The 13383-nt window shown below is 57.1% G+C and carries 10 protein-coding genes; 7 read left to right on the plus strand and 3 right to left on the minus strand.

The window, feature by feature from the left end; translation table 11 throughout:
• Positions 1 to 19: 19 nt before the first annotated feature.
• From uvrC to secG, 7 genes are all read left to right on the plus strand, one after another.
• Positions 20 to 2350: an excinuclease ABC subunit UvrC gene (gene uvrC, locus QN062_RS00475; protein WP_369341692.1), complete on the plus strand. Its 2331-nt coding sequence runs from the start codon at positions 20 to 22 to the stop codon at positions 2348 to 2350.
• Positions 2351 to 2620: 270 nt separating this feature from the next.
• Positions 2621 to 3505, plus strand: coding sequence for a shikimate dehydrogenase (locus QN062_RS00480; RefSeq protein ID WP_369341693.1), 885 nt, complete (start codon positions 2621 to 2623; stop codon positions 3503 to 3505).
• Positions 3502 to 4431, plus strand: coding sequence for an RNase adapter RapZ (rapZ, locus tag QN062_RS00485; RefSeq protein WP_369341694.1), 930 nt, complete (start codon positions 3502 to 3504; stop codon positions 4429 to 4431). The genes QN062_RS00480 and rapZ overlap by 4 nt, the downstream gene beginning before the upstream one ends.
• A gap of 166 nt (positions 4432 to 4597) precedes the next feature.
• Positions 4598 to 5557 (plus strand): DNA-binding protein WhiA, encoded by a 960-nt coding sequence (whiA, locus tag QN062_RS00490; RefSeq protein WP_369341695.1) that lies wholly within the window; start codon positions 4598 to 4600, stop codon positions 5555 to 5557.
• A gap of 222 nt (positions 5558 to 5779) precedes the next feature.
• Positions 5780 to 6976, plus strand: a complete 1197-nt coding sequence (locus QN062_RS00495; protein WP_369341696.1) for a phosphoglycerate kinase — start codon at positions 5780 to 5782, stop codon at positions 6974 to 6976.
• 113 nt (positions 6977 to 7089) lie between these two features.
• Positions 7090 to 7884 (plus strand): triose-phosphate isomerase, encoded by a 795-nt coding sequence (gene tpiA / locus QN062_RS00500; protein ID WP_369341697.1) that lies wholly within the window; start codon positions 7090 to 7092, stop codon positions 7882 to 7884.
• Between the two features lie 65 nt (positions 7885 to 7949).
• A complete protein-coding gene (secG, locus tag QN062_RS00505) occupies positions 7950 to 8198 on the plus strand; it encodes a preprotein translocase subunit SecG (RefSeq protein WP_094694005.1) in 249 nt (82 codons plus the stop codon).
• Between the two features lie 284 nt (positions 8199 to 8482).
• Here the strand turns inward: secG and QN062_RS00510 are convergent, their stop codons facing one another.
• From QN062_RS00510 to tkt, 3 genes are all read right to left on the minus strand, one after another.
• Positions 8483 to 9718 carry a sugar MFS transporter gene (locus tag QN062_RS00510; protein WP_369341698.1) on the minus strand — a complete coding sequence of 412 codons (1236 nt, stop codon included), beginning with the start codon at positions 9716 to 9718 and terminating at the stop codon, positions 8483 to 8485.
• A gap of 278 nt (positions 9719 to 9996) precedes the next feature.
• On the minus strand, positions 9997 to 11106 hold the full coding sequence (gene tal, locus QN062_RS00515) for a transaldolase (RefSeq protein ID WP_369341699.1): 1110 nt from the start codon (positions 11104 to 11106) through the stop codon (positions 9997 to 9999).
• A 103-nt stretch (positions 11107 to 11209) separates the two neighbouring features.
• A complete protein-coding gene (tkt, locus tag QN062_RS00520; RefSeq protein WP_369341700.1) occupies positions 11210 to 13312 on the minus strand; it encodes a transketolase in 2103 nt (700 codons plus the stop codon).
• Positions 13313 to 13383: the final 71 nt, after the last annotated feature.

The raw sequence follows: 13383 nt of genomic DNA on the forward strand, positions 1-13383 counted from the left end.
CACAGATAAGATGTGACGGATGACCAACGGCTTCATAGAACGACACTCCCCACAGGTATGGCAGATGCGCGCCCACTCATTGATTCAGCATTCGCAGACTGCCATGGCCGGTTCGCAGACCGGTGATGCGCCGACGCGCAGGCTGAACAGGAATGGCGCTCCTCTGCTTGGAGACAGCCGTGACCTGTTCAGGCCCCGGACTTCGGATATCCCCAATCAGCCCGGCGTATACAAGTGGCGTGACGGCGAAGGGCGCGTCATCTACGTCGGCAAGGCCAAGAACCTGCGCAACCGTCTCACGAACTACTTCCAGCCCCTGTCCCAGATGCATCCACGAACCCAGACGATGGTGCTTACCGCACGAAGTCTGGAATGGACCGTGGTGGGGACGGAGCTTGAGTCGCTCACCTTGGAATACACGTGGATCAAGGAATTCGACCCTCGCTTCAACGTGGTGTTTCGCGATGACAAGACCTACCCGTATCTTGCGATGTCCGTGGGCAACCAGCTGCCGAGGATCTGGATCACGCGAAGCAGAAACCGCAGAAATACCAGATATTTCGGACCCTACGCGAAAGTTCGTGATTTGCGCAGAACCTTGGACAGGCTCCTCATCGCATTTCCGATCTCCGATGCCACGCCCGGGGTGTACGACCGTTCGAAAGTCACGATGCAGACGATCGATCCTGAGCTCCTGAGCGATTACCGGCACAATCAGGAGAGAATCATCGGCATCATGACCGGTCGACTCGGATCGAGATATCTGGAGTCGCTCAAGGTCCAGATGCGTGAAGAGAGCGAGAATCTCAACTTTGAAAAGGCTGCACGATTGCGCGATCAGATAGGGATGCTGAAAACCGTCATCGAGCAGAATGCAGTGGTCTTCGACAGCGATGTGGATGCGGACGTATTCGGACTGGCCTCCGACGAATTGGAAGCGTCCGTGCATGCCTTTTTCGTGAGATCGGGCGCGATACGCGGCGAACGGAGTTGGAGCGTCGAGCGTGTCGAGGATGTCAGCGACGAGGAGCTCGTGAGCGATCTGATAACTCAGGTATATTCCGTGCTGTTGGAGGAGAACGAATCGCAGATGAGAAGCGTCGCACCGACTGCTTCATCTGTGCCGCCAGAGCATTCATCTCACAATGCGGGCATTTCCGTCTCAAGAGCGCGCGACGCCCTTGGCTCAACCCAGCACATCACCGCAACGGATGCCCTTGCCCGCTCCAAGGCAACTCGAGAACGCCACGAACGGCTGGAGACGACCGGGCGTGAGGATCTGCTTGCCCCAATCTCACCGATTCCCAGGGAAGTGATTCTTCCGCTCGTGCCAAGTCGTATGGAATCCCTGCAGACATGGCTCTCGGAGAAGCGCGGATCCGCAGTCAGGATGCATGTCGCCGAGCGTGGAGAGAAGAAGGCGCTGCTTGAGCGTGCGAACGCCAACGCCGGGCAGTCATTGCTGCGAAGCAAGATGAGCAGGATAAGTGACATCGGTGCCAGAACCGAGGCCATGAACGACGTCGCAAGGGCCTTGGGGCTTGAGCAGGCTCCCTTGCGCATTGAATGCTACGATATCTCGAACACCATCGGCGGCGCTTTCCAGGTGGCTTCCATGGTGGTGTTCGAGGATGCGGTCTCCAAGAAATCCGAATATAGAAGATTCTCCATACGCGGCAACGATGGCAATGGGGCGATCGACGATACCTCTGCGATATATGAGACATTGATGCGAAGATTCAAGCATGGCAATGTCGCCGGTGATTCGGGCGAAGACATGAGCAACCAGCGTGAGATCGAACTTGCGCGGGAATCAGGTGAGCAAGTCGACGAATCCTCGGATGGAATCGTGCAGCAGCGCGTCGCCCCTCACCGTTTCGCATACAAGCCGAATCTGATTGTGGTAGATGGCGGAAAGCCTCAGGTGACCGCGGCGCAGAGAGCCATGCACGATTCCGGAATAACGGATGTCGCGCTATGCGGCCTTGCCAAGAAGCTCGAAGAGGTCTGGGTTCCGGACGATGACTATCCGATCATCCTCAAGCGCCAGTCGGAGGGCCTGTACCTGCTGCAGCGAGTGCGGGACGAATCACATAGATTTGCCATCACCTATCACCGTCAGAAAAGGCGGAAGGGTGCGCTGCGTTCCGAGCTGGATGGGATTGCGGGTATAGGAGCCTCATATCAGAGACGGCTTCTCCGTCATTTCGGATCGGTCCGGGCGATGAGGAGCGCAGACAGAGAGGAGCTCTGCAAGGTCAGCGGCATAGGGGCTGCAAAGGCCGACGCGATTTATCAAGCCCTGCATGCCAGTGACAGCCAGGACGGTTCCGATGGTTCCTCGAACTGAGCCGTTTTCCAAGACTGATGCGATGCTTCAGGCTGATGCGAATGCGATGGAGTTCTGCGATTCGTTCTTGACTGCTGTGAGGTCTTCGGCGAGGGGGGGCTTTTTACGCATTCAGCTATGTTTCCTCGGTTGTTATGAGAGCATGGCACAATCGGAAGAAGCCCGGGCGGTCGCGAAGACTGCCTGTGAAGGATGATTGGACCCATGCGTGCCGCATATCGGTCGGTGTGGAGATGATCGTGGGCTGGCAGCCGGGAAGAAGGAGAACGCGTGCAGTTGGGTAAACATCGTTGTGCGGTGCTGGGAAGCCCGATCGCCCACTCGCTTTCGCCTGTCCTCCATCGGGCTGGGTATCGACGGCTGAACCTCGATGGATGGGACTACTGCCGACGTGACGTCACGCAGGATGGTCTTCAGGCTTTCATCGACTCCCTTGACCAGGAATGCGCAGGGCTGAGTCTGACCATGCCGCTGAAAAAAACGATCATGCCTTTCGGAAAGCCAAGTGATACTTGGTCGCGTGCCTTGAAGGTCGCCAATACTGCGATTTTCCATTGGCAGGATGGAACGGGCATGCGGCCTGACATCTCGCTCTACAACACCGATGTGGAGGGCATCGTCCGAGCCCTCGAGCATGCCGAAGGTGGTGCAGATCGTTCGAATCTCCACGATGCAGTGGTCATCGGGAGCGGCAATACCGCAGCATCGGCCATCGCCGCATGTGCAGAACTCGGCATGGGGCACGTAGACATCGTCGCAAGGAACGAGGCTGCATCCGCACGACTGCGAGGGCTGTCCGAAACACTGTCGATGACAGCATCGACATGGCCCATGGACCGGGTTGCGAAGGACATCGACGAAAGACGCTTCGTCATTTCCACATTGCCGTCCCATGCCGCAGATCCCCTTGCGTCCCTCTGGCGCAAGGCGGGGATGGCGCTGAACGCAACCGTTCTTGACGTGGTGTATAAACCTCGCCCTAGTATGTTCGTTGAGACATGTAGACAGCTAGGCGCTGCCGTGATAACAGGAGAGGAAATGCTGATTTATCAAGCCATACCTCAGCTAGCACTGATGACACGAACGGCGCAGGCCGATATGCCGTCGGATCTCGATGAAACGATGCGCAAGGCAGTTCAGGAGGCCCTCAGATGAGCGAGAACATAGCTTCGGCCCGCGAACGGGATGGGGAGGATTCCTCACCGGAACCTGCCGACGACTTCGAAGTCCTGCTCATCACGGGCATGTCGGGGGCTGGCCGCTCCCGTGCGGCAGACAGCGTCGAGGACATGGGCTGGTATGTCGTGGACAACCTTCCGCCCAAGTTGCTTGTTCCGCTTGTGGACATGATGACTTCCTCGGGTTCGAAGGTGCATAGGCTGGCAGCGGTAATCGACGTGCGTTCGCGTTCATACTTCGATGATCTTGCTGCGGTTCTCAGCCATCTTGACGACCTGGGAGTGAAATACCGGATTCTGTTCCTGGACTCCGACAATGACGTGCTCATCAAGCGTTATGAATCAGTGCGCAGGCCTCATCCCTTGCAGCATGGACGCCGACTGATCGACGGCATCAATGAGGAGCATGAGCTGCTTTCGAATCTCAAGGAACGTGCGGACGTCGTCATCGACACATCGCATCTGAGCGTTCATCAGCTTTCGACCAAGCTCTACGATGCCCTTCTGGGCAAGGGGCCACAGACCGTAACCGTGCATATCTTCAGTTTCGGATTCAAGTACGGCCTTCCTCTCGATGCAGATTTCGTCGCGGATGTGCGCTTCCTGCCCAACCCGTTCTGGGTGCCTCAGCTGTGCGAACTCAACGGACTGAACAAACCGGTGAGCGACTACGTTCTTTCCAGTCCTCAGGCTCATGAGTTCCTCGACTACTACTCGAAGGCTATTCTGACAGCGATTCGTGGCTATGCGCGTGAGGACAAGCATTTTGTGACGATTGCGGTCGGCTGCACCGGGGGTCAGCACCGGTCCGTCGCAATGAGCGAGGCGTTGGCGAAGATATTGAGGGGCCAGGGCCTTTCCGTCACGGTCTCTGCCCGTGAACTTCAACGAAAGCGTGAATAGAAAGCACTTGCAGGACAAGGGAAGGCGATGTGCAATGACCGGTTTGTCCATGTGAATGGCCTGAGGAAATGTCCAAGATATTCTGTATCACAGATAGCCGGTAGGTTTCGGGAAGAAACCAAAAATTTTAGCCAAGGTCAAGGAATTAACTGTAGGAGGTTAGCTGTTGGCTCTACTGGATGATGTCAAAAGCGAACTCGCCGCGATCGACAACGAACTACCTGCAGCGAAGAAGGCGCAGGCCGCAACGATGATTCGCTTCGGCGGCGGGCTTCATCTTGTACAACGACATATCGTTGTGGAAGCCCAGTTTGATTCTCGTGACGCTGCGCAGTGGTTGCAAACCGCGATTCAGGAAGTCTACGGACATGAATCGGATGTGATCGAGGTCACGCGTCAGACTCCGTCGGGTACGGTCGTGAGATATTCGGTCAGAGTGCTTCGCGCTGGCGGGGCTCTGGCCTTGCAGACGGGATTGCTCGATCGGCGCAAGCGCCCGGTGCGTGGCCTGCCTGCCGAAATAATCGGCGGCAACATAGCGCAGATCAAGGCTGCATGGCGTGGCGCATTCCTGGCGCACGGAGAGCTCTCCGACCCAGGCAAGGCAAGCTATCTTGAGATCGTATGCCCCGGATCCGAAGCCGCCTTGGCTCTCGTTGGCGCCGCACGTCGTCTTGGAATCAACGCACGAGCTCGCCAGGTGCGTAGCTCCGAGCGCGTCACGCTTCGCGACCCCGATGCGATCGAGCGCATGCTCAACCTCATCGGCGCTCCGCATTGCGCCCGGGAATGGACGGGCAAGCGCAGCGATGGGGAGTCCCGTGGCAAGGCCAATAGACTCGCTAACTTCGATGACGCGAACATGCGTAGAAGCGCGAAGGCAGCGGTCGAGGCCAGTGAAAAGGTCACGAAGGCCTTCCAGATCCTCGGCAAGGACATCCCTGACAATCTGCGTGCCGCGGGTCAGCTCAGACTCGATCATCGCGATGCAAGCCTTGAGGAGCTGGGCCGTCTGGCCGATCCGCCTGTTACCAAGGATGCCATCGCTGGTCGCATACGCAGACTTCTGCAGCTCGCCGGCAAGATCGAGAAGCAGCAGGCCCAGAACAACCGGGCGGTCGACTGACTCGGTGGTCCCATTCCTCGGGAACGTTTGGCGCAGAAGCATTGATTTTCCGGCTGCGTCTCGTCCATTCGACGCAACATTCAGACTGGGGAATGTGCGGGTGCATTGTTCGTTGCCCCTTGTAGTCTGTGAACTGTTATGCGATGTAAACCACTGTTCGTGCGTGAGGCGGAATCGTTGGTATAAGGCGATTTCGATGAGCACGGCGAGAAAGGATAGTTTATGAAGACACTCAAGGACCTTGGAGATCTGCAAGGCAAGCGTGTTCTGGTTCGAGCTGATTTCAACGTTCCGCTCAAAGGCACTGACATCACTGATGATGGGCGTATCAAGGCCGCTCTGCCGACTATCGAAACCCTTCGCAAGGATGGCGCCAAGGTCATTGTGATGGCACATCTTGGCCGTCCAAAGGGCAAGGTCGTTCCTGAGCTGAGCCTGGCCCCCGTCGCCAAGCGTCTCGGCGAGCTGCTCGGCATCGAAGTTCCGCTGGCATCGGACACCTATGGCGAGGATGCCCAGAGCAAGGTTGCAGCGCTCAAGGACGGCGACGTGCTGTTGCTCGAGAATGTTCGTTTCAATCCTGAAGAGACCAGCAAGGACGAGGCTGGCCGTGCCGCCTATGCCAAGAAGATCGCAGCTCTCGGTGAAGTATTCGTCTCCGACGGCTTTGGCGTCGTCCATCGTGCACAGGGCTCGAACTACGACGTCGCAGCAGATCTTCCATCGGCGGCAGGTCTGTTGGTCGAGAAGGAAGTCAAGGCACTTTCGCATGCAACGGTCAACCCCGAGCGTCCTTTGACGGTCGTACTTGGCGGATCGAAGGTTTCCGACAAGCTTGGCGTCATCAAGAATCTGCTGGGCAATGCAAACCGTCTCATCATCGGCGGTGGCATGGTCTATACATTCCTCAAGGCTCAGGGCTACGAAGTCGGAACTTCCCTCTTGGAAGAGGATCAGATCGACGTCGTCAAGGGATATATCGAAGAAGCGAAGCAGAATGGGGTTGAGCTCGTTCTGCCGACCGATATCGTCGTTGCAGACAAGTTCGCGGCGGATTCACCGCACACCACGGTCGCTGCCGATTCAATTCCAGCGGACAAGATGGGTCTGGACATCGGTCCGGATTCGCAGAAGCTCTTCCACGACAAGATCGTCGATTCCAAGACGGTCGTATGGAACGGACCCATGGGCGTATTCGAGTTCCCGGCATTCGCAGCAGGTACCAAGGCTGTCGCACAGGGGCTCGTTGATGCGACCAAGGCTGGTGCCTTCACCATCGTCGGCGGCGGCGATTCAGCCTCTGCAGTGCGCAATCTCGGTTTCCCGGAGGATGGCTTCTCGCACATCTCAACCGGTGGCGGTGCCTCGTTGGAGTTCCTCGAAGGCAAGGAACTTCCTGGACTCAAGGTTCTCGAGTAAGCAGGAATCCCGCCACGAATCGGACGCGATCGAACACGGTTGCGTCCGTTTCGTTCATATCAGCGCCCTACACTTGAGCGTTACCGATCTTGACCGGAAGGAAGGCTGCGGCGATGGCACGCAAACCACTGGTGGCAGGCAATTGGAAGATGAACTTCGACCACCTCGAGGCTACCTATTTCGTGCAGAAGCTTGCCTGGACCTTGCGAGACGCCCATTTTGACTATAAACGGTGCGAAGTCGCCCTGTTCCCTTCATTCACATCGCTGAGAAGCGTGCAGGTGCTCGTCGAGGCAGACAATCTGCATCTGAAATATGGCGCTCAGGCCGTTTCCGTGACCTCCCAGGGGGCGTTCACCGGTGATGTCTCGGCGGACATGATAGCGCATCTCGGCTGCTCATATGTGATCGTCGGCCATTCAGAGCGCAGGAAGTATCACCCTGAAGATGACGCGAACATCGTCGATCAGGTGAGGGCGGTGCTCGCAGCCGGAATGCAGCCGATACTATGCGTGGGGGAGAGCTTCGAGGAACGTCGGCAGGGCATTGAGCTCGAATTCGCAGTCGGTCAGGTCCATGATGTGACCCGCGATCTGTCCGAGGACGAGACAAAGAGACTGATCATAGGCTATGAACCTGTGTGGGCCATAGGCAGCGGCATGGTCGCCACTCCAGAATCGGCGCAGGATGCTGCGCGGGCGATTCGGGATCATATCCGGTTGACCTTCGGCACGCATGTCGCTCAGTCCGTCCGCATCATCTATGGTGGTTCGGTCACCGCCAAGAATGCCGCACAGTTGCTCGGAGAGCAGGATGTCGACGGCTTCCTGGTCGGAGGAGCCTCCCTGGATGTCGCTGAATTCGCCAATATCGCACGAATAGCTGAAAAAGTCGCTGCTCGTGAATGATTTCACGGGTTTTATTCCCGAGCATGCTGTATTGTTGTTCTAGTTGATTAAAGGTGGAGGTTCACGTGACCATACTGAAGATTGTTTTGCAAGCCATCGTGGTTATTGCCAGCATTCTGTTGACTTTGCTCATTCTCATGCATAAGGGCAAGGGCGGTGGTCTCTCCGATATGTTCGGCGGCGGCATCAGTTCCAATGCCGGTACTTCAGGCGTTGCAGAGAAGAACCTTAACAGACTTACCGTCATCGTCGCCATCACATGGGTCGTGATCATCATCGCGCTTGGCGTGATGAAGCGCTTCGGCCTTATCTAGGATCCTAAAGCCTTAAGACCCATAGGCCTTACAATCCTAGATCCAAGAACCAAGGTGCTTTCCGATGCTCTCCCAGCATTCGATTGAGAGCTATGGCAGACCTTGAACCAGTCCTTTACACTGAACCCCGGCAGGATAGCCGGGGTTCAGTCATTGCTGAACCGCATCGAATCCGAGGGTGGTGTCGCTGTGTCTATGACTGTGCTTGTGACAGTGTTTATGCTACAAGGTCATGCCGCTCGCCGTCTGTCTCCTGACAGCTGCTGTCAGCCGAAGCTCGGACGTTAGTCTTTCCGAACTGCCGATCGACGCTTGATTCGGTTGAGGGATTCGGACATCGCCAAGCCCAGAGCGACGAACAGAGCTATGTAGATCGGGAACAGCCACATTCCCAACCACGCCGAAAGCGCTCCGAACAGTGGGGGTGCCAGAGTCGAACCGACATAGGCCGACGCCATTTCGATGCCGATGATCGCCTGAGAGTTACCTTCGCCGAAATGCAGTGGCGTCGAATGGATGATGGCAGGATAGATTGGGGCGGAACCAAGCCCTGCGATCATAAGACCGGCGAGAGCAAGAACCGTGGTCTGGATTGGTAGCGCGATCATGACGGCACCTGCGGCGACGGTTGCGAAGCCGTATCGGATAAGCAGCCTATCTCCGATCCTATCGGCGAAGAAGCCAGCCAGAAAGCGTCCAACGGTGATTCCCAGCAGAAATAGTGAAGCGAATGCCGCTGCCGTCGCTGCATCGACTCCGCGGCTGGACACAAGATACGTGGACGACCAGAGCATGGATGTCGCCTCCAATCCGCAGTATGCAAAGAACGCCAGGAGCACTGGTATCACGCCGGGGATTCGGACAGCCTGCATGAGCGTAACATGTTCGTCCGGCCGGTGCGTGGAATCTGCCTTCGAAGCATCCGACGACGTTGATTCCTTTGAGATCGAGGACCTTCTTGGGGGTTCAGGATTAACCTTCTTCCACAGTGGAAGGCTTGCCAGCAAGCACACCGTGAGCACTGCCTGAATGAGTCCGATGATGCGGTATGCCCTCGGCCAGCCCAGATCAGTTGATAGGGCGAAGCTCATGATGAATGGGCTTATCGAGGCTCCCAGTCCCCAGAAGCTATGCAGCCAGTTCATATGACGAGCAGCATAGTGCAGGGCGACATAGTTGTTGAGTGCGGCATCGACCGCACCAGCGCCAAGTCCGTAAGGAATCGCCCACAGACACAGAACGAGGAAGGAATGCGAGGTGGAGAAGCCCATAAGCGCTGCTGCAGTGAGTCCGACGCTGAAGGCTGTCACCATACCGGCTCCGAAGCGTCGGGTAAGTCTTTCCGAGGCGAGGCTGGAAAGGATGGTGCAGGCCGCAATGATCATGGTCAGCATGCCCGCACACGAGACCGGGACGCCCAGGTCCGCATGCATCACTGGCCAGCCGGCGCCGACGAGAGAATCAGGAAGTCCAAGACTGACGAATGCGATGTAGATGATGGACAGAAGCAGAGAGTACATAGGCGTACCGCGAGGGCCTTTCTGTATTGGTGTGGGTTGCATACTCCGAGCGTCATCGACGACGATGCGCCTGCAGTGCAGCACTGTGGCTTGGAAGACTCGCAAGAGTCTACACGGCGAAGCATACATTCGAGGGGAGCGGCATGCGCGCTGCATCGCGCGCATATCCTGTCAGGCTTTCAGATCGGCTTGGCTCGGATGAGAGCAAAGAAAAAATGCATGCACCGGAATGAACCAGTGCATGCATTTGAATCGAATCGCCAGGCGATCAGGTCGTATCAGGCGTTCACGCGATCGATGCCGGACTGAACGTCGCTGAGGACGGAGTCCCAGGACTTGATGAACGCGGCGACGCCATCGGCCTCAAGCTTGTCGGTGACTTCCTTGATGCTGATGCCAAGCTCGGCGAGCTTGTTCATGACTTCGTGGCTTTCCTCATAGGTATCTACGATGGAAGGCTTGCCATCACCGTGCGCTGCGAGGGCGTCAAGCGTCTTCTCAGGCATGGTGTTCACGATGTCCTTGGCGACGAGCTCGTCGACATACTTGCAATCAGAGTATGCAGGGTTCTTGGTACCGGTCGAAGCCCACAGAGGACGCTGCTTCTTGGCACCCTTGGCCTCGAGATCGGCCCAACGTGGATCCTCGGCGAACTTCTTTTCGAAGAGCTCGTAAGCGAGGCGAGCGTTTGCAACGGCTGCCTTGCCTTCGAGTGCCTTGGCCTCGTCGGAGCCATTGGCTTCGAGAAGCTTGTCAACGGCGGTATCGACGCGGGAGACGAAGAATGAGGCGACTGAACCCATGTGGCTCAGGTCATGGCCATTCTTGTCGGCCTGTGCGATGCCTTCGATGAAGGCATCGGCGACCTGCAGGTAACGCTCGAGGGAGAAGATCAGAGTCACATTCACTGAAATGCCCTTGGCGAGCGTTGAAGTGATCGCTGGGAGACCCTCAAGAGTTGCAGGAATCTTGATCATTGCGTTAGGACGATCTACCTTTTCCCACAGTTCGACTGCCTGCTTCTCGGTCTTTGCGGTGTCATGAGCAAAGCGTGGATCGACCTCGATGGAAACGCGGCCATCGACATAGTCGGTGCTCTTGGCGACGTCAGCGAAGATATCGGTGGCATTGCGGACATCGGTTGTGGTCAGTTCGCGCACTGCGGTCTCGACGTCTACCTTGCCGAGTTCCTTGAGCTGTGCGTCGTATGGGCCGACCTGGCTCAGGGCCTTCTGGAAGATGGATGGGTTGGTGGTTACGCCAACGACGTTCTTCTTGGCGATGAGCTTCTGCAAGCTGCCTGATTCGATGCGTGTACGGCTCAGATCGTCGAGCCAGATCGAAACGCCTGAATCGCTCGTACGCTGCGTGTTTTCATTTTCTGCCATTACTGCTCCTTAACAATTTCCTTCAAACATCTGCATTCATGCAGGGGAGTGGGCTGTCTGACCTTCGTCAGCCGACGCACTCCCCAGCATCAACATTCTTGAATCACTTGGCTGCCTGGACAGCTGCGATGGAAGCCTTTGCGGCATCCTCGACGTGCTCGGCTGTAATGCCAAGATCGCGCATGTTCTCGTCTCCGTCACCCTGCAGGCCGAAGCTCTCGATCGAGACGGGCTTGCCATACGTGCCGAGGTACTTGTACCAAGGCATCGCGATGCCGGCTTCGACGGATACTCGAGCCTTCACGTCCGCTGGAAGAATCTCTTCGCGATATTCCTCTGGCTGCTCTTCGAACCATTCCATGGATGGGACCGAGATGACGCGTGCCTTCACGCCTTCGTCTGCGAGAGACTTGGCGGCTGCAACGGCATGCTGGACCTCGGAACCGGTACCCATGATCAGCACGTCAGGCTCACCGTCAGTGTCGACCAGAACGTAGGCGCCGCGACGAACGCCATCGCGTGCCTTAGCCTTGGTCTCCTCAAGTGTCGGGACGCCTTGGCGGGTGAGGATCAGAGCGGTTGGGAAGGTGTTGTCCTTCTCGAAGAAGTAACGATAGGCTTCCGCTGTCTCATACTCGTCTGCTGGACGGACGACTTCGAGCTGAGGAATGCCTCGAACCGCTGCAAGATGCTCGATTGGCTGGTGAGTAGGACCATCTTCACCGAGAGCCACGGAATCGTGGGTCCAGATGTAGAGGTTTGGAATCTCCATGAGGGCTGCGAGACGAACCGCAGGGCGCTCATAGTCAGAGAACTGGAAGAAGGTGCCATTGAACGGACGGGTGTCGGAACCGAGAAGAATGCCATTGGTGATGGCACCCATCGCGAACTCACGGACGCCGAAGTGGAGCTGACGGCCATATTCGTTGGCGTCAGGCCACTGAACCGTTGCATCCTTGGCGGGAATGAATGAGGCGGCACCCTTGATGTTGGTGTTGTTGGAACCGCCGAGATCGGCGGAACCGCCCCAAAGCTCGGGCATGACGGCTGCGATGGCATTGATGACCGCACCGGAAGCCTTGCGTGTCGCTACCTTTGAACCGGTCTCGAACTTGTCGACGAGTTCATCGATCGCCTTGTCGAACTCCTCGGGAAGCTTGCCTTCGCGAATTCGATCGTAGAGAGCTGCCTTGTCCGGATTTGCGTTTCTCCAAGCCTCAAACTTCTCGTCCCACTGCGCATGAGCATCGAGACCACGCTGAGCGACCTCGCGAGCGTGTGCAAGAGCCTCTTCGTCAACCTCGAAGCTCTTGTCTGGATCGTATCCGAGAACCTTCTTGAGACCGGCCACAGCTTCGCTGCCGAGCTTCGAGCCATGAGAAGATGGGTCATTGGTCTTGCCTGGGGTTGGCCATGCGATAAGCGAGTCAACCTTGATGAACTTCGGGCGGTCAGTGACTGCCTCTGCCTTTTCAAGGACCTTGGCGAAGCCTTCGGTGTCTTCCTTGTAGGTTCCGTCTGGCTGAATGAAGCTGAATTCATCGGTGTACCAGCCGTAGGCTTCATAGCGCTTGAGAATGTCTTCGCCGAACGCGAGCTTGGTGTCGCCTTCGATCTGGATGTGGTTGGCATCGAAGATGACGGTGAGGTTGCCGAGTTCCTGATTGCCGGCGAGTGAGCTGGCCTCTGACGAGACGCCCTCTTCGACGTCGCCTTCGCCACAGATGACCCATACCTTATGGTCGAATGGAGAGGTGCCTGCAGGAGCATCGGGATCGAGCAGACCGCGCTGGAAGCGCTGGCCGTATGCGAAGCCGACAGCCGAGGCAAGACCCTGTCCAAGAGGACCGGTCGTCATTTCGATTCCTGGCGTCAAGCCGTATTCCGGGTGACCGGGGGTGCGGGTTCCGGCGGTGCGGAACTTCTTCAGGTCATCCAAGGTCAGGCCATAGCCGGAGAAGAACAGCTGGACGTATTCAGTCAGCGACGCATGTCCGCCTGAGAGAATGAAACGATCACGTCCTGCCCACTTCGGGTCATTCGGATCATGCTTGATGAAATGCTGGTAGAGCGTGTAGGCGATTGGAGCCAGAGATATTGGGGAGCCGGGATGGCCGCTTCCTGCTTTTTCAACCGCGTCCGCAGAGAGGACCTTTGCCATCTTGACTGCGCGGTCGTCCAGCTCAGACCACTTAAAATCGGTCATATGTGATCAACTTTCCTTCCAATTAGTGGGCCTCGCATCTGGCAGGTGCCCAATGCGAATGCGACCCTCAC

The sequence above is a fragment of the Bifidobacterium sp. WK012_4_13 genome (assembly GCF_041080835.1).
Lineage (GTDB): Bacteria > Actinomycetota > Actinomycetes > Actinomycetales > Bifidobacteriaceae > Bombiscardovia > Bombiscardovia fermentum.

Excerpts from the sequence above, each read along its gene's own strand:
- tal (WP_369341699.1), bottom strand. The coding sequence starts at position 11,106 with ATGGCAGAAAATGAAAACACGCAGCGTACGAGCGATTCAGGCGTTTCG.
- QN062_RS00510 (WP_369341698.1), bottom strand. The coding sequence starts at position 9,718 with ATGTACTCTCTGCTTCTGTCCATCATCTACATCGCATTCGTCAGTCTT.
- uvrC (WP_369341692.1), top strand. The coding sequence starts at position 20 with ATGACCAACGGCTTCATAGAACGACACTCCCCACAGGTATGGCAGATG.
- tkt (WP_369341700.1), bottom strand. The coding sequence starts at position 13,312 with ATGACCGATTTTAAGTGGTCTGAGCTGGACGACCGCGCAGTCAAGATG.
- rapZ (WP_369341694.1), top strand. The coding sequence starts at position 3,502 with ATGAGCGAGAACATAGCTTCGGCCCGCGAACGGGATGGGGAGGATTCC.
- tpiA (WP_369341697.1), top strand. The coding sequence starts at position 7,090 with ATGGCACGCAAACCACTGGTGGCAGGCAATTGGAAGATGAACTTCGAC.
- QN062_RS00495 (WP_369341696.1), top strand. The coding sequence starts at position 5,780 with ATGAAGACACTCAAGGACCTTGGAGATCTGCAAGGCAAGCGTGTTCTG.